Annotated in this window: 16 protein-coding genes; 3 read left to right on the top strand and 13 right to left on the bottom strand. The window is 40.1% G+C overall.

What is annotated here, in order from left to right:
- Nucleotides 1–99 precede the first annotated feature (99 nt).
- From ALFOR1_RS07290 to glk, 6 genes are all read right to left on the bottom strand, one after another.
- Nucleotides 100–3,030, bottom strand: coding sequence for a TonB-dependent receptor domain-containing protein (locus ALFOR1_RS07290; protein WP_058549054.1), 2,931 nt, complete (start codon nt 3,028–3,030; stop codon nt 100–102).
- A 404-nt stretch (nt 3,031–3,434) separates the two neighbouring features.
- Nucleotides 3,435–4,439, bottom strand: coding sequence for a type I glyceraldehyde-3-phosphate dehydrogenase (gap, locus tag ALFOR1_RS07285; protein WP_058549053.1), 1,005 nt, complete (start codon nt 4,437–4,439; stop codon nt 3,435–3,437).
- A 9-nt stretch (nt 4,440–4,448) separates the two neighbouring features.
- The gene (eda, locus tag ALFOR1_RS07280; protein WP_104642532.1) at nt 4,449–5,069 is read right to left on the bottom strand and encodes a bifunctional 4-hydroxy-2-oxoglutarate aldolase/2-dehydro-3-deoxy-phosphogluconate aldolase; all 621 of its coding nucleotides are present in this window, start codon (nt 5,067–5,069) and stop codon (nt 4,449–4,451) included.
- Nucleotides 5,070–5,103: 34 nt separating this feature from the next.
- Entirely contained in the window at nt 5,104–6,954 is a 1,851-nt protein-coding gene (edd, locus tag ALFOR1_RS07275) for a phosphogluconate dehydratase (RefSeq protein ID WP_104642531.1), read from the bottom strand.
- Nucleotides 6,955–7,277: 323 nt separating this feature from the next.
- A complete protein-coding gene (locus ALFOR1_RS07270) occupies nt 7,278–8,291 on the bottom strand; it encodes a LacI family DNA-binding transcriptional regulator (RefSeq protein WP_024034047.1) in 1,014 nt (337 codons plus the stop codon).
- A 36-nt stretch (nt 8,292–8,327) separates the two neighbouring features.
- Nucleotides 8,328–9,320, bottom strand: coding sequence for a glucokinase (glk, locus tag ALFOR1_RS07265; protein WP_104642530.1), 993 nt, complete (start codon nt 9,318–9,320; stop codon nt 8,328–8,330).
- Between the two features lie 279 nt (nt 9,321–9,599).
- On the opposite strand from glk, the gene ALFOR1_RS07260 reads away from it, so the two are divergent.
- Nucleotides 9,600–10,616, top strand: a complete 1,017-nt coding sequence (locus tag ALFOR1_RS07260) for a LacI family DNA-binding transcriptional regulator (RefSeq protein WP_104642529.1) — start codon at nt 9,600–9,602, stop codon at nt 10,614–10,616.
- A gap of 104 nt (nt 10,617–10,720) precedes the next feature.
- Here ALFOR1_RS07260 and ALFOR1_RS07255 read toward each other — a convergent pair whose 3' ends face one another.
- From ALFOR1_RS07255 to ALFOR1_RS07230, 6 genes are all read right to left on the bottom strand, one after another.
- Nucleotides 10,721–13,132 carry a glycoside hydrolase family 15 protein gene (locus ALFOR1_RS07255; RefSeq protein ID WP_104642528.1) on the bottom strand — a complete coding sequence of 804 codons (2,412 nt, stop codon included), beginning with the start codon at nt 13,130–13,132 and terminating at the stop codon, nt 10,721–10,723.
- Nucleotides 13,133–13,141: 9 nt separating this feature from the next.
- Nucleotides 13,142–14,638: an MFS transporter gene (locus ALFOR1_RS07250; protein WP_104642527.1), complete on the bottom strand. Its 1,497-nt coding sequence runs from the start codon at nt 14,636–14,638 to the stop codon at nt 13,142–13,144.
- Nucleotides 14,631–16,490, bottom strand: coding sequence for an alpha-amylase family glycosyl hydrolase (locus ALFOR1_RS07245; RefSeq protein ID WP_104642526.1), 1,860 nt, complete (start codon nt 16,488–16,490; stop codon nt 14,631–14,633). Before ALFOR1_RS07245 ends, ALFOR1_RS07250 begins: the two co-directional genes overlap by 8 nt.
- A gap of 87 nt (nt 16,491–16,577) precedes the next feature.
- Nucleotides 16,578–18,434, bottom strand: a complete 1,857-nt coding sequence (locus tag ALFOR1_RS07240) for a glycoside hydrolase family 13 protein (protein WP_104642525.1) — start codon at nt 18,432–18,434, stop codon at nt 16,578–16,580.
- A complete protein-coding gene (locus tag ALFOR1_RS07235; RefSeq protein WP_104642524.1) occupies nt 18,434–19,927 on the bottom strand; it encodes a tryptophan halogenase family protein in 1,494 nt (497 codons plus the stop codon). The genes ALFOR1_RS07240 and ALFOR1_RS07235 overlap by 1 nt, the downstream gene beginning before the upstream one ends.
- Before the next feature lie 121 nt (nt 19,928–20,048).
- Nucleotides 20,049–22,841: a TonB-dependent receptor gene (locus ALFOR1_RS07230; protein WP_104642523.1), complete on the bottom strand. Its 2,793-nt coding sequence runs from the start codon at nt 22,839–22,841 to the stop codon at nt 20,049–20,051.
- Between the two features lie 655 nt (nt 22,842–23,496).
- Between ALFOR1_RS07230 and ALFOR1_RS07225 the strand changes: the two genes are divergently transcribed.
- Nucleotides 23,497–25,122, top strand: a complete 1,626-nt coding sequence (locus ALFOR1_RS07225; protein ID WP_104642522.1) for an alpha-glucosidase family protein — start codon at nt 23,497–23,499, stop codon at nt 25,120–25,122.
- A 121-nt stretch (nt 25,123–25,243) separates the two neighbouring features.
- Here ALFOR1_RS07225 and ALFOR1_RS07220 read toward each other — a convergent pair whose 3' ends face one another.
- Complete coding sequence (locus tag ALFOR1_RS07220) at nt 25,244–25,795, bottom strand: TIGR00645 family protein (RefSeq protein ID WP_104642521.1); 552 nt, start codon at nt 25,793–25,795, stop codon at nt 25,244–25,246.
- Between the two features lie 242 nt (nt 25,796–26,037).
- Between ALFOR1_RS07220 and ALFOR1_RS07215 the strand changes: the two genes are divergently transcribed.
- On the top strand, nt 26,038–26,280 hold the full coding sequence (locus ALFOR1_RS07215; RefSeq protein WP_104642520.1) for a hypothetical protein: 243 nt from the start codon (nt 26,038–26,040) through the stop codon (nt 26,278–26,280).
- The last annotated feature ends 50 nt before the right edge of the window (nt 26,281–26,330 follow it).

Here is a 26,330-nt window from a genome sequence, read left to right as displayed (position 1 = left end):
TATTAAAATCAACAAAAAAAACAACCGAGAGAAATACATTTATTTACGTCCTTAAAATAAAAAAGCTCTCATATTGAGAGCTTTAGAAATATTCAATAATTAGAAGCTATAAGTTACGTTCGCAAAGAAACGACGACCAACTCTGTCATATTGAGAATACAATGCCGCATTACCAACATTTAAAGTACCACTAGCTGATAAAATAGGAGGCTCTTCATCAAATAAGTTAGCAATACCTGCTGTTACTTTAAGTCCCATATCAGTATCAACTGTACCAGAAAGTGAATGATACGTTACCCATCTTGTCTCACGAGTAGCATAAACAGTTTCGCCACGGTAAGTAGTTTCTTTCGAATCATTGTAGTATTCGTAATCATTAGTTGAATCTACATAACGAGTTGTCCACGTTAAGCTGTAGTCATCTTTTGAGTAAGTTAAAGAAACATTACCTGTATGCTTAGGCTCACCTAACTCACCTACGTAGTTATTTTCTTCACTGTCTTCAAATAACTTATATTTACGTTCAATTTGCATTGTATGCTCTAAGCGCATACGCAGTGAACCAAAATCAAAATCATCTTGATAAGTAAAGTTGTAATCAACACCACGTGCAATTTGGTTTGCAACATTTACATAGCCACTTCTAACTTCATCTATACCGTAATCATTGTTATCACCGTTGCGACGAGTAAATAGATCACATAGAGGCTCGTTTGCGAAATCTTTAGATTCAAAACATCTGCTCGTTATTTGGCTACCAGATAAACTAGTTACTTCATCAGAGATTACAATGTCATAGTAATCAATTGACGCAGCAAAAGTATCTTCAGGACTAGTCCATACAACACCAATGTTTTCATTTATTGCTGTTTCAGCTTTCAAGCGACCAGCACCACCACTAGTGTAGATAATTGCAGAGCTTCCGCCAGCAGTGTAATCAGCAGGAATACCCGCAGCTTGACAGTTATTAGCTACAGTATCAGTGATATTACCTGCCGCTTGTTCATTAGCCCAATCTAAACACGGGTCAATCGATAACTGACCACTAAAGCCAGATTGGTCTGCTAAGAATAGCTCAAACAATGCAGGAGAGCGGAAAGAAGAACCACGATTTGCACGAACACTTAGACCATCAACAATAACCCAGTTCAAACCTAGCTTAAACGTTGTATCATTGCCGTAAGTAGACACATCAGTCCAACGTGCTGATGCTGTTAGATCTAATGAATCAACATAATCCATATCATTAATTAGTGGAACTTTAAACTCAGCATATACCGCACGAGAAATTTGAGAACCAGCAGTTTTACCTGCTCCTGATAAGCCCCATGAATTTCCGTTTAACGTGTTTTCACCAGGAGTATCATCAATTTCGTCTTTTTGGATTGAAATACCAAATGCAGTCGCAATTGAACCTGCAGGAACTTCCACTATATCGCCAGTCATATAAGCTTCAAAAGTTTGCTGCTTATAAACAGTATTACCAATATCTTCACCAAAGATAAAGTTTCTAACTTCATCAGAAGGGTTACCGTATAAGAACTGAGGATCAGTCCATGGTAAATCTACACAAGTTTTATTTGAAAACTCTGTAACTTCACCGTTACACGATGTGCCGTTTGCAGTATTTAGCTGAGCCATAACCAATGAGTCACGGTAAAAAATATCATTTTTATATTCACCGTCGTTATAACTATTCTGGTAAGAAACATCCCAATCCCAAAATCCAATACTACCAGTAGCGCCTAAAACAACACGGGTATAATCTACAGTGGTATCTGAAGAATAGTGGTCTGATAAAGCTACAGGTAGGAAGAAAGCGTCTCCAGAGAAACCATCAAAGTTATCAGCTGGGATTATGCCAACATCAGCAGTCCAAAATTGACGGTAGCTTTGGGTCTTTGTATTCCTAGAACTATGGATAAACTCCGCATAAGCTGTAATATCGTCAGTAATTTGATAATCACCTAACGCATATACTGACCATACTTTATTTTCTGGGTTCATGGTTTCTTCATCGCGGAACGGATGATCCATATTCCACCATCCATCACTTTCTTTATCATAAGAAACTGGGTACCAACCATCAGGCGTTCTTAAATCACCAGCTTCTGAAGCTGTGGTGTTATAGTTACTGTAACCATTATTACCAAAGAATCCATCGTAATCATAAGCAAGCTGCGGACCACTGCCAATTATATTAGAAGCTCCACCACTATATACCCATAATCCATAACCTGTTTCATTACAGTGAGCTTCACCAGTACGAGGATCGATAGGATCCGCTGAAGAGCCGTCTTCATATGTTAATAATCTTTCAGAACAATCAAGAAAATCACGGTCTCCGCGTTTTAATTCTTTTGTAATTTTATAATCTGCTGTTACACGAAAAGAACCTTTACTAAATTCTTCACCGTAAGAGAAGTTTATACGTTGTTCTTCACCACCTGATTCAAATGGTTGACTAACATCAACAGTAACTGTTTTTGAGTCGCCTTTTTTAGTAATAATATTTATAACACCGGCAACTGCATCTGAACCGTATAAAGATGAGGCACCATCTTTTAAAATTTCAACACGCTCTACAGTAGAAAGTGGGATAGTATTTAAATCGAAGCCTGAAACTTCTCCGCGAGTACCTGCAGGGCCTGCTCTACGACCATTTAATAGAATAAGCGTACGAGATGCACCTAAACCACGAAGTGAAACAGTTTCTGTTCCTTTACCACCGGCAGTAACATATCCAACACTAAGCGCAGAAGTTATTTGGTTTGAACCAGCAGCTGCTGTACTAGTTCTTAACAAGTCACCAAGCGTTTTAATACCTTCATTTTCGGCATCCTCTACAGTGATAATATCGATTGGAACTTCACTAGCAAAGCTATCAGTTCTGATACGAGAACCAGTAACCTGGATTCTTTCTACTTTTTCTGCACTTTCTTCTTCTGCTGCAAATGAGAACGATGTGTAAGACAGAGCTGAGCATGCTAATGCTAAACTGACTGCTTTAGATACTTTATTATTAAACATTTATTTCTCCCTGGGCCATAGCTACCTATGGTTTTTATAATTATGAAACCAGTCAACACCTAACAACGTTAACTAGCTGTTAATAATAGTATTAATAAAACCATAATTTCAACATCGAGGGGCTTCAAAAACATAGACAAGATACTAAGTGTTAATTACAAAGTTGAGATTAAACACAAAAACCATTAAATTCAACAAGATAGATCACAGTTAAAATTAAGAACTATGCTTTTGATTTGTAAACAACTGTAAACACACTGATTACATCTGTACTTATTGTTAACTTTGTGAATTAGGGAGCTTGAATTTTAAGATTTGGAGGTTAAATATAAATGTTCTATAGATACAAAAAAGCCGCGATATACGCGGCTTGGTTGGATAAAGCTAAACTTTTACAGGGTCAATTATAAGTACTGACCTAATGCTTTAACTTGGTCTAACATGCGGTTTGAGAAACCCCACTCGTTGTCGTACCAAGCCATTACTTTGACTAGTTTGCCGTCAGCTTTAGTTTGCGTTGCATCAAAAATTGATGACGCTGGGTTGTGATTAAAATCGATAGAAACAAGCGGAAGCTCGTTGTATTCTAAGATCTCTTTCATTGAACCTGTTGCTGCGGCTTTCATTACTTCGTTGATTTCTTCAGCTGTTGTGTCGCGTTTAGTGATAAACGTAAAGTCTACTAAAGAAACATTGATAGTAGGTACACGTACCGACATTCCGTCTAATTTACCCGCAAGCTCAGGAAGTACTAAGCCAACAGCTGCAGCAGCACCTGTTTTAGTTGGGATCATAGATTGTGTTGCACTACGCGCACGGTATAGATCTGGGTGATAAACGTCAGATAAGTTTTGATCGTTTGTGTAAGCATGAATTGTAGTCATGCTACCTTGCTCAATACCTACTGTGTCGTTAATTGCTTTTGCAATTGGCGCTAAACAGTTAGTAGTACATGATGCATTAGAGATAATGTTGCTATCAGCGTTAATTACATCACTGTTAACGCCATGTACTACCGTTGCGTCTAGGTCTTTACCAGGTGCTGATACAATTACTTTTTTAGCACCAGCTGTAATGTGCTTAGCCGCGTCTTCACGCTTAGTGAAAAAGCCCGTACATTCTAAAACGATATCTACGTTTAGCTCTTTCCACGGTAAGTTTACAGGGTCACGCTCTTGAGTAAGCGTAATTACGTCATCACCTATTAGCATGGTGTTATCTGCAAGTGTTACTTTTTTAGAAAATTGACCATGAACTGAGTCAAACTGTGTTAAGTGTGCATTTACGTTAGCAGGTGCTAAATCGTTAATTGCTACAATTTTAATTTCACTGTTTTGCGCTGACTCGTAAAGCGCTCGTAATACATTGCGACCGATACGACCATAACCGTTAATTGCTACATTAATCATTTTAGACTCCTATTTAAGTTCACTTGCTTGGCGAGCAAGCGCTTCAATGGCTTGCCAGTCTTTATTTTCAATAAGTTGTTTATCTAACATCCACGTACCACCAACACAAATAACATTATTAAGTGCTAAGTAGTTAGGTGCAGTTGCTAGGCTAATGCCACCAGTTGGGCAAAAAGTAATATGTGGTAATGGGCCACCAATCGACTTAAGCATTGCTGTTCCGCCAGCGGCTTCAGCTGGGAAAAACTTTAAATACTTAAAGCCATGGCTTGCTAACTGCATAACTTCGCTCGCAGTTGCAGCTCCAGGTAAAAATGGAATATCTGAATTTTTAGCCAATGCTAATAATTCATCACTTACGCCTGGGCTTACCATAAAATCAGCGCCCGCTTCTACTGAAGCGTCAAAGCTTGCTTTATCAACCACTGTACCTGTACCAACGAAAGCTTCTGGAACTTCTGCCTTCATAAGTTTTACTGCTTCAACAGCAACAGGTGTACGTAGCGTGATTTCAAGGGCTTTTAAGCCACCGTTATATAACGCTCTAGCTAGTGGTGCTGCATCTTCTAGTTTTTCGATTACAACCACTGGCACCACAGGTGCCGACGCTAAGATTTTTTCAATACTCATTACTTGTTCCTCATTACCCTGTGTGTGGCAATTATTATTCAAGTCCAAAAGCACTCGCGCCTAAATCGGCACTGCTTACAATATTTCTAAATCCAGTAAATAACTCTCGGCCTGTACCAAATGTTAGGCTTGGTTGGCTAAGTTGTAGTTCACGCTTAGCAAGCTCTTCATCACTAACATGTACTTTTAATATACCGCTTGGCGCATCTAGTGTTACTAAATCACCTTCGTGAATTTTAGCAATAATGCCACCTTCAACAGCTTCTGGCGCTAGGTGGATTGCAGCAGGTACTTTGCCTGATGCACCCGACATACGGCCATCGGTAACAATAGCTACTTTAAAGCCTTCATCTTGAAGTGTTGCCATTACAGGCGTTAATTTATGAAGCTCTGGCATCCCTTTAGCTTTAGGGCCCTGCTCTTTAAGCACAGCAATAAAGTCTTGGTTTAACTCGCCACGGCTATACGCTTCTTGAAGCTCGCCTTGTGAGCTAAATACTTTAGCAGGCGCGGTAACAACTTGGTGCTCAGTAGCAACGGCAGAAACTTTAATTACTGCTTTACCTAAGTTACCAGTAAGTAGTTGTAAGCCACCTTGCTTGCTAAATGGGTTGTTGATTGGGCGAAGCACTTCTTCATCAAGAGAGTTTTCAGGACAATCTACCCATTTAACTTTAGTTGGACCATTTGAATCGCTCATGATTAAGCTTTCGTCTTTATCAAGACGCGGCTCTGTCATGTACGGTGCAAGGCCATCACCTAGCATTGTTTTAACATCGGTATGCAAATAACCAGCGCTTGCAAGTTCACGCATTAAAAAGCCCATTCCGCCTGCAGCTTGGAAGTGATTTACATCTGCTGAGCCGTTCGGGTAAATACGCGTAAGTAGTGGAACCACTTCTGATAGATCAGACATGTCTTTCCATGTAACTTGAATGCCCGCAGCTTTTGCAATAGCAACAATATGAATAGCGTGGTTAGTAGAGCCACCTGTTGATAGCAAGCCAACTAAACCATTAATAATGGTTTTTTCGCTGATCACATCTGCTAAACATGGGCTTTCTTTATCATCTGTAAGCTGCTTAAGCATGGCTTCTACAGCATTACCTGTTAGTCCATCGCGAAGCTCTGTGTATGGGTTGATAAATGAGCTACCTGGAAGGTGCAAGCCCATTATTTCCATAAGCATTTGGTTTGAGTTAGCAGTACCGTAAAACGTACAAGTACCCGCGCTGTGGTAAGACGCGCTTTCAGCTTCTAGCAAGTCTTCGCGGCTTACTAAGCCTTGTGCAAACTTTTGACGAATACGTGCTTTTTCTTTATTTGGGATACCAGATTGCATTGGGCCTGCTGGTAAAAAGAACACAGGTAAATGGCCAAATGATAATGCGCCAATTAATAAACCTGGGACAATTTTGTCACATACGCCTAAACAAAATACGCCGTCAAACACGTCATGCGATAATGAAATCGCTGTAGACATAGCAATAACATCGCGTGAGAAAAGCGATAGTTCCATGCCGTCACGCCCTTGCGTAACACCATCACACATTGCAGGTACGCCACCAGCAACTTGTGCTGTTGCGTCGTACTTAGTTGCAAGGTCTTTAATTAAATCTGGGTAGTCTTTGTATGGCACATGGGCCGAAAGCATATCGTTATATGAGTTGATAATAGCAAGATTAGGCTGTTCATCAGCCTTTAAGCGCGCTTTGTCGTCGCTGCTACATGCAGCCATAACGTGAGCGATGTTTCCGCAGCCTAGTCCAGCACGAACTCTTGTTTGTTTTTTTGCGTGCGAAATACGATCTAAATAATCTTGACGGGTTTGTTTACTGCGTTCAATAACGCGTTGGGTGACTTCTTTAATGCGAGGGTGCAACATAATTTAGCTCATCTCTATCAGTTAGAGGAAAAAGGCTCAGTAGCAATTACAGACTCCACGTAAATAACTGCACTGAGCATCTTTGATTTACCCGTTCAAAGGTACGCTACCAGGGAGCCTCTCACAACAACCCTGACACCGGTGTCACTGTATTAACGCATAGCATTGACACCGGTGTCAACCCTGGGTAACAAAAATAGTGTAAAATTTTAACGTGACCAATTAATGAACATGGTAATTTTAGTTTATCTAGTAAAAACCGCACAAAAAAAACCCGAATAAGCGTCACTCATATTCGGGTTGCTGTGAAAAACAAAAAAAGTTTACTTAATGGCCGCTGTAGACTCTCGCGTGATTAGCCTAGACTCTAGCGTAACTTGGTATGGCTGTTCTTGAGGTTGTGAAATATGCGAAATAAGCTGTGTCACTGCCTGTTTAGTCATTTCTTCAACTGGCTGTGCAATAGTAGTTAAGCCTGGCCAAATATGGCGTGCAATTGGTGCGTTATCAAACCCTGCAATAGATATATCATCTGGCACTCTTAATTGGCGTTGTGTGGCAAGCTTTAGCACCGCTGCCGCCATGTAATCGTTCGATGCAAATACAGCCGTAGGCCTTGGCGATAAATCTAAAATACTGCGTGCACTGTCTACACCTGAGTGATAACTAAAGTTACCCTCTTCTACCAAGCGCTCGTCAAATTCTATTCCATGACTTGCTAAAGCTCGTCTGTAACCTTTAAAGCGCTGCTGAGTTGCACTGTGATCAGGGTGCCCTTTAATAAAGGCGATAGATTTGTGCCCAAGCGAAATTAAATGCTCAGTAATTTCATAAGCGCCTTGCTCATCGTTACTACGCACCGAAATTGAATCATCTTCAAGCAGTGCTGATGCAACGCGTGCATAAGGTATTTTTTTAGCTTTTAAAAAATTAGCGAGCTTTTCAAAATCACCAAATGGCGGGGTAAGTACAACGCCATCTAAGCGTGATGTTTGTAATAACTGTTCTATATCGTTAATTAAATCATCGCCACGTAATTCGCATGGGTGTATTAATAAGTTGTAGTTATTCTCTTTACAGGCAGCAAGTGCACCTGTTTGCACTCGCGTTATATAACTTTTACTTGGGTTATCGTACAAACAGCCAATAATAAAGCTACGATTTTGTGCTAGTCCGCGTGCTATTGGGTTTGGCGTATAGTCAAGCTCTTTAAATACTTTAAGCACTTTTTCGCGAGTGGCAGCACTTACGTTAGGCTCATTATTTAAAACCCGCGATACCGTTTTCTTAGAAACGCCCGCATGGCTTGCTACACTATTTATGGTTACTTTTTTCATTTGTTCATTATCCAAATACAACCATTAAGCAAAAAACTAATTGCTGTTATATAAACACGCACCAGCGCCAATAAGCGGAATGTTATCTTGTATTACTAGCGTAACCGGAATTTGGCCTGCATATTGAGACATTACGCCTTTTTGCGAAAAACGCTCTACAAAACGGCTCTCTAATAATCTGCTTTGCATACGTGGTAAAATACCACCGCCTATAAACAAGCCACCTAATGCCCCATATACTACTGCTAAGTCGCCAGCAACACTGCCTATCCAATCACAAAATTGGTTAAGTGTTGCATCACACACTTCACACTCGCCACTGTTAGCCAAGCTACTAATTTGCGCGGCATCTAAGTTTTTAGCTGGAACCCCTTTCACAGCAGCCATTGCTTTGTATAAATGAGCAATACCTGGGCCTGAAAAAACAGTTTCGATTGAAACATGAGGGTGCTCTTTACGAAGCTCATTTATTAATAAAGAATCAAGCTCGTTTACCGGTGCAAGCGTCATATGGCCGCCTTCAGAGCTTAACACTGCCTTAGATTGCGCGGTACGCACTAAGCACGCAGCGCCAAAACCTGTACCAGGGCCTATCACACCTATATTCGCGTTAGCATCGGCTTGCCCTGGTTTAATAGTAATATTCTGCGTTGAGTCTAAATACGGCGCTGCATAGGCAAATGCAGCAAAGTCATTAATTACTTCTAATTGTGTTAAATTAAAATGTGCTTTAAATTCACTAACACTAAAGTGCCAACCTAAATTGGTTAAATGCACTTGGCCTGCTTTTATAGGGCCTGCAACAGCTAAACATGCCTGAGTTGGCGTAACATGAGGAATCGTTGTTAGGTATTGTTCAAGTGCGCTTTCTAAAGAGCCAAAATTAGCACTGGGAAATATGTTAATATGCTCAATAACAAATTGGTTAGTTTGCTCATTAAAGTCGGTAATTAATGCAAAGCGCGCATTGGTGCCACCAATATCGGCAACTAAGATAGGGTTAAACTGGGCAGAAGAATTTTGGCTCATGGTATTATCTCTTTTGTGTAAGCGGCTTATGCTTATTATTTTACAACGACTATGCGTTGTTATTTATACACTTTGAGCTATCACCTCAAAGTAGCTATCACAGTAAAAAAGGCTGCTATATAAAATAGCAGCTAATACGTTTTGACAACAAAATGATAAAACATTGGCATTATGACACCGGTGTCAGGATTAGATCAATAATAAATCGCAAAAAGCTTGAAATAATTCACTAATAGTCGAAAATGACACAATTATTTAGCATTTAATTAAGTTGTAACAATGAAAGGTAAAGCCACCTCATTTGACATTGCCCATTATGCAGGGGTTTCACAATCAACTGTATCTCGCGCTTTACGTAACAGCCCCCTTGTTAATGAAGAAACACGCAAACGCGTCCACGACATAGCAAAACAACTTAACTATAAAGTTGATAAAAATGCCAGCAACTTGCGTACTCAGCAAAGTAGTACCCTTGCGCTATTGTTGTTTGAAGACCCAACATCAGATGAATCACAAATCAATCCATTCTTTTTATCAATGCTGGGCAGTATTACCCGTGCTTGTGCAAAAGAAGGTTACGACTTATTAGTATCGTTTCAATCAGCTAGTGCCGATTGGCAAGCCGACTACGAAGACAGCCACAGAGCCGATGGCATTATTTTGCTCGGCTATGGTGATTACATAGACTTTCAACCAAAATTTAAAACCTTGCTTGACCAAAACACTAAGTTTGTATGCTGGGGCGCCACAGTAGATAACCGCCCAGATCTTACTGTATGCTGCGACAACTACGGCGGGGGCAAACTAGCCGCTGGCCATTTAATTGCCCATAACCGCACCGATTGCGCGTTTATCGGTGATGCATCTGATCACAGCCCAGAATTTTTTGCCCGCTTTGAAGGCTTTAAAGATGAGCTGTTAGCTAATAACGTAACTATAAATGAGCGAAAAATGGCTAACGCTATCTCTACTGAGGAGTCGGGGTATCATGCAACACGCTCACTTATTGCTAATAACATTAAGTTTAACGCACTATTTGCCGCCAGTGATTTAATAGCAATTGGCGCAATACGCGCCCTTAAAGAAGCCAATATAAAAGTACCTACCGATGTGGCCGTTGTGGGCTTTGATAACATAGCTATTGCGAGCTATATTAATCCACCGCTTACTACCATAGCGCAAGACACTACCGTTGCAGGGCAAATGCTAGTAGAAAACCTACTTAAATTAATACGTGAAGAAGAAGTGCAAAGCACCCTTTTACCACCAGCATTGATTGCTAGGGGGAGCAGCTAAGTCACTATAACTAAAACTAATATAACAGCTTAACGTTCAAGCCTCATTTTAAAACCTAAAAGCCACGGCTATTAACCATGGCTTTTAAATTTTTCAAAATAACTCTACTTTAATGCTTTCTCTACAACTGGGTAATGATCCCATACTTGTTTATCACTCAATGAACGTACCAGTTTAACGTACTCAGCATGTGTCCATGCCAGTGGTGTTGCTGAATTAGTGCCCTCACCTAGCTTGTAACCTGCTTTATTTACACCTACGCCATCCCATACTTGCTCTGGTAGCATTAAGCCATTATTAGCAAATTGCTCTAAGCCTTTAACATAGCTGTTTTTAATTTGTGCTTGTTTTGCATCATCAAGTGCGTTGTTTGCATTGGCTGCAGCTATTTCATAGTGGCCACGTTCACCTGTAAAAAATGGCCATACACGACCACGTTGGCCTGGTGTATTGCTGCCACCCTCAGCATAGTTTGTGCCTTTAACTTCATCTTCGCCGTAGCCATCATTACCGTAGCGGCGGTAGCCTGCAAAAGTGCCGCTGCCATCGTCAAAACTAAAGCTGTATTTAACTTGTAGGTTATCTTCAAGCGTTTCGTCATCGTACTCAGGTAGTGTTTTAACAATGCTTTCATCATTTGCACCACGTACACCATAGCGTACTAACTCTAAAAACCCGCCATCTAAAATTTGCTTTTTATTAAACCCTTCACGGCCATTATTAGCGTTAATTTTAGTGTCTGAGTTTGCATCGGTATCTTGGCCTATGCGAATAAAGTATTCACCATCACTATTTTCGCCTTTTAAGTTGCCTTTAGTGGTAAACATGTGCGATTCAATATCGTTGTTGTACTTTCTAGCCGTACTTAAGTAGCGCTTTGCGTTTTTATCATCGCCACTTAGTGTTGCAATATCACTGGCTGTAATAAGGCCAGCTACTATTGCCGCAGTAGTCGAAGGCGAGTAACCTTCTTGCTCTTCCCAACGTTCTTGTTGGGTAGCCGGTGGTGTAATTTGCGTGTCGTTCCATAAAATTTTAGCAAGGCCGCCATCAACTAAAAAATCAGCCGCTGGTTTTAACATTTTGCCGTACCAACTTTTTAGCTCTTCGTCGCTAAGTACATTGGCCTTATGTAACTTCCAAGCAAGCATAATAGGCATAGCGGTTTGATCAAGTTGTACACCTACCCATTCAAGCTCACCATCTACATGTGTTTTTTGTAAAAACCAGCCTGTATCTCCTTTATTACCCGGTGTTTTGCTGTTTACTTGTACTTTTTCAAGGTATTCGAATGCTGTTTTTGCGGTGGCGGTATCGCCGAGCGCCATAAATGCCATGGCTACTTGGTAAAAATCGCGCACCCATACCGCTTTATAACCGGTTGAGCCTTCTTTAGCAGATACGGTTTCGCCCCAAGGGTTTGACAATGACGCAATAAGCGCACCGGCATTGGTTTTATCTTCTTGTGCCTTTAAAACCATGGCACTGGTGTATAAAAGCTTTCCGTTATCGGCGGTTTGCTCAACCATGGTATTAAGTGGTTTAAGGCTTTGAAGGTAATCTTGCCAGCCGAGCGCTTCACCTTTACCGTTATAGTGATCAAGCACTGCTTGATAGCCTTTTGCTAAGCTTTGCTCGCCTTGTTGTATACTTTGCTGCTGTGTTTTACCAAAACTAAGTGCTACATCGAAGGTGGTGTTAGCGCTTATTTCGCCAAGCTCAGCCAACATGCTTACGTTACCTGCAGCTTCGCCAGTATTTGTATAATGAGTGTTTAGCGCTTGAGTTGTTTTAAGTGCATTAATACCATCGCTTTCACCTGTAAAACCTACTGTTTTAGCTTTAAAAGGGGTTGCTGATTGAAGTGATAAATAGTTATCGTCTTCCCATGCCACAAGCCCTTGCTCTGTCGTTTTAGCAAAGTCACCTAATCCGTTATTATTTATGTAAGGGTTTACAACAACATAAGCTTTTAACCCTTCAAGTTCAGTGTTAAACACACTGCGAACAAATAATGTTTGCCCATCTGGGTCGGTAAATATGTGTTTTTCTAGGCTAAAGCGCCCTTGTTTATCAGTGCTTGTTACTTTGTAGGCAAGCGAAAGTGGGCGCCCTTGCGCATCTTTGTATAAGTAATCTATGGTGACATCTAATTCATCAGCTTCGGTTACGGTAAAGTCTTTACCTGTAACAACAAACTGCATGTCTTTAATCTGCGCTTGGTGGATAAGCCCAAACATGGTTTCGGTGATCATGCCTTTAGCAATTGAAAACCACACCTTAGATACATCGCCCGTTGCAGCTGAATCACTGTATTGGCCTTTTTGGTATTGCTCGTAAGACGTGCCAATCCCTGTTTTACCTGCATAAGCCCAAAATGGCTCTACACCAGGTGCGCCAGGTGCTGATTTAACCTGTGCAGCGGTATTTTTATTATCTGTGCTTGTGTTTTGTGCACCACAGGCAGTTAAGCCTAATGTTAAGAGTGAGGCAGTTATAAGGTTATATTTTTTCATTGTGTGTCCTTAATTGGATTTTTTTACGCGCATTACAGCAATGCCGGCAACAACGAACGAGGCTGCGCCAATTAATAATGCGTAAATAGGCTGATTTGAAAATGCGTGACGTAAAATAAGCCCTAAAATACTGGCGGCAAGTAACTGCGGTATAACAATAAAGAAGTTAAAAATACCCATGTAAACGCCCATTTTGTTACTTGGTAAGGCGTTACTTAACATGGCATATGGTAGCGATAGAATAGAGGCCCACGCAAAACCAACGCCTATCATAGGAATAAGTAACATTTTAGGGTCTTGAATAAACATAAAGCTTGCAAGACCTAACGCGCCCAGCAATAAATTAAAACAATGCGCACCTTTTAAGCCCATTTTTTTAACTAAAAACGGAATACACATAGCGGCAATAGCTGCAAAGCCATTGTAGGCGGCAAATAAAATACCCACCCAGTCAGCACCATCGTTAAATGCTTTAGAGGTTGCATCGCTACTACCATAATGAAAGCTTGTTACTGCTGCGGTAGTGTAAATCCACATGGCAAATAAAGTAAACCAGCTAAAAAACTGCACCCAGGCAAGCTGCTTCATGGCTTCTGGCATTGTAAATACATCTTGTACTACTTGGTAAAAACCACCTTGAGTTTTGTTAGCACTTTTAAGCGCTGCTGCAATCCACTGCACAATACCAAACGCTAATAAACCACCAGCTAATAGGTATAATTCTTTTTCAAGCGATAAGCCCATGACTAATGCAAGGGTTGCTAAACCCAGCACTACAAAAATAATGGCGCCTTTATTAAAGTTAATATCAACCAGTTTGCTTGTAGTAGGTTGAGCGCTTTGCTTTTCAAAAGCCGCTAATTGCTCTGGGCTGTACTCTTTTGTACGTGCAACGGTCCAAAGCACAGCAACAAGTAGCACCACCCCCCCCCAATAAAATGAGTATTTAACAGACTCTGGAATTTGCCCAGGCGCTGCAGTATTACTTACATCAAACCAGTTGGTCATCATCCATGGTAATGCTGAGGCTAGTACCGCACCAATACCAATAAAAAAGCTTTGTAACCCGTAACCTGTAGCGCGTTGTTTTTCTGGCAAGTTATCGCCTACAAGTGCTCTAAACGGTTCCATGGTTACGTTGATTGACGCATCCATTATCCATAACATACCAGCGGCAATCCAAAGCGTTGGTGAATGCGGCATAATAAATAGTGAAAGCGTTGTTAACACTGCACCTATAAAAAAGAACGGACGGCGGCGACCAAAGCGCCCCCATGTTTTATCGCTCCAGTAACCAATAATAGGCTGTACGATTAAACCAGTAAGCGGTGCTGCAACCCATAAAATGGGAATATCATCAACTTGTGCGCCTAATGTTTGAAATATACGGCTCACATTACCGTTTTGCAGAGCAAAACCAAACTGTATACCTAAAAAGCCAAAACACATGTTCCATATTTGCCAAAAGCTTAGATTTGGCTTGTCGCTATTATTTTGATTATTCATTATTAGCCTTATTTGTTAATACTGCGCTGCTAAATGCATCAAGTGTGAGTGTAAATGTTGCGCCTTGCGACCCTGATGTGATCTCGGTGCTGTGCTGCTCAAGTAAGTCATGCAATTGGGTGTGTTCGCTAAGTGCTGCTAATTGCGCTTTTGATAAGTTAACCGTAATAGTTTGAGGTTGTTTGCTAAAGTTACTTAAAACGTACAGCGTTTGTTGGCCAAGTTTGCGCATAAAGCCAACAACTCGCTCGCTTCCTGTTACGCTAAGCTCGGTCATTTCACCCCCAACCACAACAGGTAAACTATTAAGTGACATAATGGCTTTATAGTAATCACGAAGTGCCGACTGCTCTTTCGTTAAATTAGCGCCGTCAAACTTGCCGTTATTCATCCACGCTTGATGCGCCGGTACGCCAATGTAATCAAAAATACTGGTGCGTGTAGCTGTGCCAAATCCTGCGTTTTCTGAGCCATCTTCTCCCACATCTTGACCAAAATATAATAACGTGGGTGCGCGGCTCATTAAGTTAGAAACCACCATAGCCGGTTTACCCCAAGCAGCATTACCTGCAAAATCAGGGCTTGCGATACGTTGCTCGTCGTGGTTTTCTAAAAAGTGCAGCATGTGCGCTTCAATGTCAGTAATTTGGCTTTGGGCTGCAAAAATAGTATTAGCAGCTTGCTTACCCTGCATAATGGCTTTTAATGTGTCGTAAAAGCCTACTTTGTCGTAAAGGTAGTCCATTTTACCTTGGTGAATATACGCACGGTACATTAGCGGGTTGTAAACTTCAGCTAACAAAAAGGCATCGCTTTTTTGCATTTTTATCGACGAATTTAAAAAACTCCAAAACTCTACTGGCACCATTTCGGCCATGTCGTATCTAAAGCCATCAACGCCTTTATCGAGCCAAAAAAGTACTATGTCTCTAAATTTGTACCAGCTGTTAGGAAGCTCTTTATCTTGCCAAAATGCATAATGAGCACGGTAGTCTTTATTTTTGTATTCACTTGGCAATTGAACAAAGTCGTAGCTGCCATCAGGCTTTACGCCATAATTAACTTTTACTGTTTCGTACCAATCGTTTATATCGGGTTTTGCTGCACGGGCACCATTACCTGTCCATTTAGCGGGCGTTTCATTAAAAAAGCCATCCGCTAATAGGTGTTCATTACCCCCTAAAACCTTATACTCTGGCGATGTTGGCACCTGAAAAGACTGCCCTGGTACGTAGTAAAAGTTATTATTTTTATCGTACGCTTTAGTGGTGTCGTCTTGTGCGCCAAAGTCTTTAACGCCCTTAGGTTTGCCAAGGGATTGGTAGTTTCGCGCTACATGGTTAGGCACTATATCAATAATTACTTTCATGCCATGGTTATGTGTACGCTCAATAAGTGCGCTAAATTCATCCATGCGCTGAGTAACATTAACTGCTAAATCAGGGTTTACATCGTAATAGTCTTTAATAGCATACGGTGAGCCCGCCCTGCCTTTAACTACATCAGGATCATCTTGAGAAATCCCATAATCAGTGTAATCCCCAACTAACGCATGATGTAGCACGCCGGTGTACCAAACATGTGTGGTACCTAACTCTTTTATACCTTTAAGAGCTGCGTCATTAAAATCGGCGAATTTGCCTACACCATTTTGCTCTTTTGTGCCCCATGACATATTAGAAGTGTTGGTATTACCAAATAGGCGAGTAAATACTTGGTATACAACAGGCTTGGTTAATTCGTTTTGTGTTTGTGCTGGCGCTTGTGGTTGCTCGGGCTTGTTACTTTCTGAGCAACCCATAGCAATAAGTGCGCTACACAGAATTGCGGGTAGATAAACTGATTTTTTCATTGTGCGTCTTTTTGTCAGTATTTTTATAACTTTATACTAAAGATTAGTGCAGCAACCATACAGTTGCTGCATACGTATTCAGGTAAACTATTGAGGGGTATTTATAACTAATACCGTTGCACTCATTGCTGGTAAAGCCACTGTGTTACCTAGTAACTGTGTTTTGTTGGTAAATATGTTAAGCGCTTTAGCATTTTTTGGTATTACCTCCTGCATATATTCAATATTCTTCGTTAGCTCTTTTGTGTTTTTATTCATAAATACCAATACAGTTTGCTCGTCGCTAATACGCGCATAACTATACACACCTTGTTGAGGCGTAAAGTGCACTAATTTGCCTTTATCTAGCGCTGTGCTGTTTTTTCTAAAGTTAAGCAAGGTACTAATTGTTTTGTGCATGTCTTTCTGCTGCAAGGTAAGCCCTTTACCTGTAAATGCATTACTTGTTTGGCCTTTAAATCCACCCGGGAAGTCTATTCTAATATCACCATGGTCTTTACTTGGGGTGTTATCTAATAAAACCTCCGTACCGTAATACATTTGTGCAATACCGCGCGTAGTTAAAAATAGCGTCATGGCCATTTTAGTTTTTGCAACATCTTGTTCAAGTTCGGTGTATACACGGCTCATATCGTGGTTATCAGCAAATACCATAATGTTATTGGTATCAGGGTATAAAAAGTCATTCGCCAACGACTGATATACTTTAACCCAACCCGTATTCCAGCTTTCATCTTCATTTAGCGCTTGAATTACCGACTCTTGCAAAGAAAAGTCCATCACGCTTGGTAGGCTTGATGTATACCCATCTTGATTGTATTTACCACGTTGCCAATAAGAGGCAATTGCAGGGTTAGAGGTCCACTCTTCTCCTACAATATTAAAGCCTGGGTATTCTTGCATAATGGCTTTTGTCCAATCGCTCAAAAATGCTTTATCTGAGTAAGAGTAGGTATCAACGCGAATACCGCTTAAATCCGCGTATTCAATCCACCAAATAGCGTTTTGAATTAAATATTCACTTAACAGTGGTTGGCGCTGATTTAAATCAGGCATGGTTTCTACAAACCAACCATCGTTAAACTGGCGTTTGTCGTACTCGCTGGCGTGTGGGTCTTGTATAGTTTGGCGCGCATGGCTGGTGGCATTTTTGCCTTTATTAAACTCACCATTAAAGTTAATCCAATCTTTAGTTGGCTTATCGTCAACCCAAGTATGCTCAGAGCCAAAATGGTTGAGGACCATATCCATTACCAGGCCAATACCCTGCTCTTTTGCTTTTACTGATAACGTTTTGTATAACTGGTTTGAGCCCATTCGTGGGTCAACCTTATAAAAGTCTGTAATTGCATAACCATGATAAGAATAATTAGGCATGTTGTTTTCAAGCACTGGGGTTAACCAAAGCTGTGTTACGCCTAAATCGTTTAAATAGGGTAGCGCGTTTATAACGCCCTGAATATCACCACCGTGGCGCCCACCTTTTATACTCGGGTTTGCCGCTTCTAACATGCTAGGAACAGTATCGTTTTGCTCATCACCATTAGCAAAGCGATCTGGGTTGATTAAATAAAGGGTATCGTTAGAGGTAAAGCCTTGGCGCTTTACACTGTTTTTATCACGCGCAAGTAGTGGAAATTCGAAACTTTGGCTCGCTTCACTGCTATTAAATTTAAGCGTTCCAGCTTTAGCGGCGTCGGTAATGGTAATATTTAAAAATACATAATTTGGATTATCGGTACGGGTTACTTTATTTAACTTAACGCCGTTGTATTTAGCTAATTTAATTTGCTCGTTTGCAATATTTTGCTCATGCACCATGATGTTAATCGTGTTTTTATTCATGCCTACCCACCAATTGGCAGGTTCAACGTTAAGTGCGTAGCTAATGGTTGGTAAGGTGCATGCACTTACAAGTAAAAGTGTGTTTAAAAATCGCATCATTAGGCCTTTTTAATTTTTGCTAAAAAATCTTTATGAGTAGGTAATTGTTCTACCGTTGAAGTAATAAGAGTTTTTAATGTAGAAAATAAATCGTTAAGTTGTTCACTGCTTAATGAGTCAACAATACTATTGTAATCATCGGGAATAAGTCCTTGGCCTATAAACACTTGCTGCCAAGCAACTTCTGCAAATAGTTCGTCGTTTTCACGTACTACTTTGCCTGTGTGTTTAAATAAATTGAGTTTATGAGCTAATGAATCGGGAATTTCCATTTGCTTACACTGGCGCCAAAACGCCGAGTCTTCTCGCTCTGTTAGTTTGTAATGCAAAATAATAAAATCGCGTATGTGCTCAATTTCTGTCACGCTTTGCTTATTAAACTCTGCAACTAACGCATCGCTAATACCATTATTCGGAAACAGCTTTATTAAACGGGTTACTGCACTTTGTATTAAGTGGATACTGGTTGACTCTAACGGTTCTAAAAAGCCACTGGCGAGTCCAACCGAAACCACATTTTTATGCCACTGCTTTAAGCACCGTCCTGTTTTAAATTTTATAACGCGTGGCTCTGTAATTGGCTCAGCGGGTAAATTATTTAATAGTAACTGCGTGGCCGACTCATCAGACAAATAACGGCTACAGTAAACAAGCCCATTACCCACTCGGTTTTGCAGCGGAATTTGCCATTGCCAACCTGCGCTATGCGCAATTGAGCGAGTATAAGGTTTTAGCGAATCAGTACCTTGAGATTGCACAGCAACGGCGCTATCACATGGTAAATAATGAGACCAGTCCACAAAGCCTGTATTAAGTGTTTGCTCTATTAACAAAGCGCGCTGACCGGTACAGTCTATAAATAAATCGCCGTTAATTTCGGTGTCATTATCAAGTGTGAGGCTTGTAATATTGCCTGAGTGCGGACATTGATTAACCTGCTCTATTTTAGCGTCTATGTGTTTAACGCCACGCGAAGTAGCAAGCGTTTTTAAGTACTCTGCATAGCGAGTTGCATTAAAGTGATACGCATAACTCAAGCCAGGTAATTGCGTATTAGGTATAGTATTTAATGGTGCAAATTTAAGCTGTTGAGCGGCTTGGTAATTTAACGAAAAATCCCATAGGCTATCTTCAGAGCCGGTAATTTTCCCCTTTACCCAAAAATTGTAAAAATCGCAAAAAGGAAAGTCTTTTCCGAATGAGCCAAAAGCATGCATATAGCTATGAGAGGGAGTTTTCCAATTTTCGAACTCAATACCTAATTTAATAGATGCATTGGTGGCGTTTATAAAATCTTGCTCGTTTATACCCAGTGCGTTATTAAGTTGAATAATAGGCGGAATTGTTGCTTCACCAACGCCTATAGTGCCTATTGTGCTTGATTCAATCAGCGTTATGTCAATTACTTTGCCTAACACTTTATTTAGCAAAGCTGCAGCTATCCACCCTGCGGTGCCACCGCCTGCAATGACAACGTGTTTTATTGGTTTCATATTATTGTCCACGTTTAGCCCCGCAAAATGATTAGGTTTTACTGCGGATTGGTATTAGATAGAGTAGCTATAAAAAAGCCCTTGTAACACAAATTACAAGGGCTCCTACACACAATCTTTATTATAGCTTGTAGCTAAAGCCTAACAAGTAAGTACGACCGTAATCTTGGTAGTCGCGAACTTGTAGCGCGTTATCACCAGAAAGCGATGTAAACGGCTCTTCTGTTAAGTTTTGTACTTGGAACTGAATTGATAAACCTTCAAGGCTTTCAATACCGGCTTCAGAAAAGTCATAACCCGCTTGAACATCCCAAATTGTTTCACCTAGGATATCTACTTGCTCGGTGTTAAAACCTAAACCGTATACATCACCTTTAAAGGCACTACGCTTACGCATACTAGTACGTAATTGCACACCATTCATCTCGTAGTAAACCGTTAAGCTTTGAATTTTATCTGAAAGACCCGGTAACTCGTATTCGTTACCGTTTTGATCTTCTATGTCAGACTCAATACCTGTATGGCTTGCAATTAAACCAAAGCCTTCAAGTGACGGGTGGAAAATTTTAAATGGTAACGCTAGTGATAACTCGTAACCGTATAGGTCACCGCCGCCACCATTTACTTTACCGCTACCTGTGCCCTCTGATGTAGCTGGAATTTCTCCATTAGATGGATCTGCAACACCCGACATATCAATTGCGTAAGTACCGTCAAAAATCCACTGTGTTAAGTCTTTATAGAAAAATGCAGCAGAGAAGTAACCTTCATCACTAAAGTAGTTTTCATAAGATAAATCGTAGCCTGTTGCTTCTTTAGGTTCTAAATTAGGGTTACCACCGGATACAGACCAGTAGTTACCGTTTTCATCCGGTGTATCATTATATGATGCATTAACAGAGGCGTTCATTTCATCTATGCGCGCACGTGAGATCGTTTTAGCTGCGCCAAAACGTATTGTTTGCTGCTCATCAATCGCAAGTGATAAATTTAAGCTTGGTAAAACGTGAGAATAATCGTGCCCAATATCTGTAGGTGAAGCAATGACTAAACCAGTATTATCATCTACACCAAAAGCGTTACCTTGAGAAGATTGATCTGTATGAACATAGCGCACCCCCACATTACCCGTTAATGGAAGACCATTTACTTCAGCATTAATATTAGCTTGTGCAAATGCTGAGGTGATTTCTTCTTTTACGGTCCACGATTTAGTTGTATGGCTAGAGTTAGTTAAACTCTCATCTAGTGTTTCGTAGTAACCATCATTAACTAAACCATTTACATCGTAGGCTATCATGTCGCCTAATCCAATAAAGTCTAAACCAACACTGCCTAAACGATATTGCTCTGGCACACTAACCATACCTGGGTTCTCAAGAGAAAAATCAGTCAAGGTTAAAAAGTAACCTTGCGAAGATTTAGACTTTTCACGTTCTTTATAACCTAAGCCAAATTCAATTGAGCTAATATATTCGTTTTCTAATACTTTAGAAGCTGCTAGCTTAAGTGTTACAAGTTCATCTTCAATGGTAGGTGCATTAATAAAGCCGTCTTGAGCTTGGTTTTCATACTCAGTGCCAGTTAATCCATATGCATCATTTAGTGCAGAGCTTGCGCCCCATGAAAGAGGTCCACCTAATTGGATTAGATCATAATCGCTGTAATCTAAGTCATGTGAGAAAGTAGCGCCAGTATTGCCGCCGTTAAAGGCATAACCTAGGTTATCTGCAACACCGCGAGAATCACCACGCCCTGTACCTGAGTAGCTTTCTATACTCCAAATTTTACGGTCAACTTGCGAGTAACTTGCATCAAACTCTACTGACCATGAATCATCAATATCGTATTTAGTGTTAAAGCCAAATGCAGTTAATTCAGCATCACGCTCTTGGTAATCGTTACGTACTACTACACGTTGACCTTGTGTTAAAGCACTTGTTATAAATCCACTTTCTGCATCTACTGTAGCACTGCTTGCATCAATACTACCTTGACCCCAAGCAAAAGGAACTTCAATACCGCGTAAAATTTGCTCATCTGTGAAATCTACATACAACGCATCAAACGTCATATTTAATTTATCAGTAGGCGCAGCCTCTAATACGAGCATTGCTGAGTCACGCTCAAGTGTTGATGAACGAACGTAAGGCTTAGCGCCGCCTAAAATTGAATATGAGTTCCCATCTTCAGCAGTGAACTCAGGGTAACCCCATGAATTCCAGCGTTTTTCTTGATTTGGTGAGCTCATGGTGTTCAGTGCAAATGCAACACCAATAGTGTCATCAGCAAACTGATCAATATATGAGAATGTACCACGGTAACCGTCGTCGTTTCCGTCTGAGTTTAGTTTATCAAAACTAGTTTGCTCGTATTGGCCATTAACTTGCACGACACGTTCACCTTTACTCAAAGGTCGAACTGTTTGCATGTTAATAACACCCGCAATACCATCAGCATCTAAACTAGCACTTGGTGTTTTATATACGGTTACACCGCTCATTATTTCTGATGGGTAAAGATCAAACTCTACGCCGCGGTTATCGCTGATAGATACCTGTTCGCGGCCGTTAAATGTAGTACCACTTTCGTTTTCACCAAAACCACGAATTGATACTCTGCTTGCGCGACCATCTAAACGCTGCGCTGTTAAACCAGGTAAGCGTGCAATAGACTCAGCAATTGATGAGTCAGGTAGTTTACCTATATCTTCAGCAGAGATAGATTCTACAACCTGTGTAGAAAAGCGTTTTGTGTTGATTGATTCTACAACGCTGCCACGAAAGCCTTTTACTTCGATAACCTCAACGTCATCATTTTTAACTGTATCTTCTTGCGCCGCTACAGAGGTGAAGCTTGCTAAACCTGCAGTTGCTAATGCCAAAGTTAATATACTTGGTTTGAACATAGACATGATGTTTTTCCCGTTACCCATATTGTGATACCCGCTTCTTTATTTGAGTGATAGTCAAACAGGCGAGCTAATTTTGTTGTCAGCATCAATATTAACGCTCGAATTATTTTATTAACAACTTTATGCATACGTATTCAAGACCATGCAATGTAATATAAATTAACAGTTGGTTCACAAAATAAAAGCTAAGCTATTGATTTTAAATTTATTATTATGGTGCAACAGGATTGTTAATGAGTCTTATAAAAATACATATGTTCGCACTATGAATTACCCATGATACAGCGTGTAAATAGCGTTAAATAAAGCAATTTTTAATATTTACATAAGTTACTTTAATAATTTAATGTTTTATGAAATTGGTAAGACCATTCATCACTTTCACCAATACCGTGCAAGCCTTTTAAAATAAGCACCAAAACAGACCGCACTATTTTATTCATAAGTAAAAAGCATGATTGGTAAAGCTAGCAATAAAAAAAACAGCACCTTAAATACACCTCTTTAAAAGCGCATTTAAGTAAGTAAATTAGCTGCATACGTATGCAGACTTTTTACAGAGTAGCCCCCTTCACGTATGCTTTTTGAAAATTTAGTGATTGTTTCAATCAAACTAATAACAATATAAATACTGTGTGGAACGACGGAGAAAAGCATGGCCCAACAGCAGTGGTATAAAGGTGCGGTTATTTATCAGGTTTACCCGCGAAGCTTTCAAGACAGCAATAACGATGGTATTGGTGATCTTAAAGGGATAATTAATCGCATTGATTACATTAAAAGCCTTGGTGTTGATGCTATTTGGATCTCTCCATTTTTCAAATCACCTATGAAAGATTTTGGTTACGATATCAGCGATTATCGCGACATAGACCCTCTTTTTGGTGACTTGAACGACTTTGATGAGTTAATAGATCAGGCACATAAACGCGACATCAAAATTATAATTGACCAAGTATTAAGTCATACATCAGACCAACATCAATGGTTTTTAGATAGTCGTGAAAATCAAAATAATGATAAATCAGATTGGTACGTTTGGGCTGACTCTAAAGAAGATGGTACAGCGCCTAATAACTGGTTATCTATATTTGGTGGCGGCGCTTGGCAATGGGAACCTCGTCGTGGTCAGTACTATTTACATAACTTTTTAACCGAACAGCCTGATTTAAACTTTCATAACCCAGAAGTAAGAAACGCAGTACTTGATAACGTTGAGTTTTGGCTTAAAAAAGGGGTTGATGGATTTAGGCTAGATGCAATTAATTTTTGCTACCACGATGCACAACTGCGCGATAATCCAGCTAAACCTAAAGATAAACGCCAAGGACGTGGTTTTAGTGAAGACAATCCGTATGCCTTTCAGTATCACTATTATAATAACACTCAGCCAGAAAATATTGAGTTTATGCAAGATATACGCGCATTACTTAATAAGTACCCAGGCACTGTATCGTTAGGTGAAATTTCATCAGAAGATTCATTGGCGACAATGGCAGAGTACACTCAAGGTGGTGACAAACTACACATGGGTTATAGCTTTGAACTACTTACTGATGATTATTCAAGTAAATACATAAGAGAAACTGTACAAACACTTGAGCAGCGCATGCTCGAGGGCTGGCCGTGTTGGGCGTTTAGTAACCACGATGTAGAGCGTGTAGCAAGTCGTTGGAGCCAAAACGGTGAAATAGACCCAGCTCAGTGTAAAATGCTTACAGCTCTCCTTGCTTCATTACGAGGCAGTGTATGCATGTATCAAGGTGAGGAACTAGGTTTAGGTGAAGCGTCTGTATCATTTGAAGACTTACAAGACCCGTATGGCATTACTTTCTGGCCAAACTTTAAAGGTCGTGATGGCTGCAGAACACCGATGCCTTGGGAGAACAATGGCTCAAAACATGCAGGTTTTAGTAATGCAAAACCTTGGTTACCTGTAGATAACGCGCACACTCAAAGTGCTGTATCTGTTCAGGATAAAGATTCAGAATCTATACTTAATGCCTACCGTGAGTTTATGGCATGGCGTAAAGAGCATGCTGTGTTATTAGAAGGCAACATAGAGTTTATTGATACTGCTGAGCCAATTCTTGCCTTTTACAGAACGTTAAACGAGCAAACAATGATGTGTGTGTTTAATTTAGCTGGCACAAATCAAACGTTTGAGCTGAGTAAAACAGTGACTGAAGCGCATGATTCACTATCTCATTGTAATGCCACTTTAGAGGGTAATACGTTAAGCATAAGCGGTTTTGGGTGCTATTTTGCTTTTGTAAATTAATAAAGCCCTAACATATTTTAAAAGCCCGATTTTATCGGGCTTTTTTGTGCGCTTAAATCTTGGGGCCACTTTTGTCGGTATGAGACGAAATAGCTGCCACCAAAGCACTAACTTAACCTTTTTAATGTGATTGTGTTTTACTATTTAAATAATCAGTGAGCGCAAATAATACGCCTGAGCTTACAAAAGTAATATGAATAATCACCTTCCAAAATAACTCATCACTTGAGTGAATATTTGAATTAATAAATACCTTTAAAAGCTCAACCGCAGATATGGCTACAATAGCGCTAATGAGTTTCATTTTTAAACCAGAGAAACCAACCTTCCCCATCCATGAAGGCCTATCTTCATGGCCCTCAATATTGAGCTTTGAGACAAAATTTTCATAGCCGCTAAAAATAATAATTAAAAGCAAACCTGCTAATAAGGCTGTATCAACCAGCGTAAGTATACCAACGAGTAATTCTTGATTTGTTGCGCTAAAGGTTGCAATGCCCATTAAATAAAGTTGTTTAAAAAACTTTATAAGTAATAGTATTACTGCAAACAATAAGCCTACAAAAAACGGCGCGAGTAACCAACGCCCTGCAAATATAAACGATTCTAACCCTTGCTCCACCTTGTGTACTTTACGAGGTGCGTGAGGGATATTTGATTGCTGATCAGCCATTCATTTTACTTTTTATAAAAAAAGCGACCTTAGCTTATAAATTATTACAACACAAATACTTATAATATAATTTAAGCGTAATTTTCTCATCTTCACGATAAAAATTTTTCGTTATCTTTTATTTCGTTTTCGATTAAAAATCAACTTACCAACAGAATTGTTCTGGATTGGGCACTACTGATTTGTACTTTAATTTAAACTAGTTAAATCAGTCATCACACCATTTATTTAGGAATAAACGAATGAAAAAAGCATTGTTAGCATTAATCGTAGCTCCACTATTTGCAGTATCTGCGACTTACGCGGTAGCAGACGATACGCCAACAGCTTCAGCCGAAATGATAAAAGAGTACACAGAAATGTGTGTTAACTGGGCTAAAGATGATGACGTAAGCAATGAAGAGATAAATGCCTACGTATTAAGATGCGTAAATGATGAGCTTGAATCTGAAGGTTATAAAAAAGTATCTTCTGTTAAGATTTAATACCAATACACCTAGTTGAATGTACTGCTAATAAAGCCGTTGCGAAAACA

The sequence above is a fragment of the Pseudoalteromonas carrageenovora IAM 12662 genome, assembly GCF_900239935.1.
In the GTDB taxonomy this organism is placed as follows: Bacteria; Pseudomonadota; Gammaproteobacteria; order Enterobacterales; family Alteromonadaceae; genus Pseudoalteromonas; species Pseudoalteromonas carrageenovora.
The sequence above is the reverse complement of the archived record's forward strand: the minus strand, read 5'-3'. Positions and strand labels throughout refer to the sequence as shown.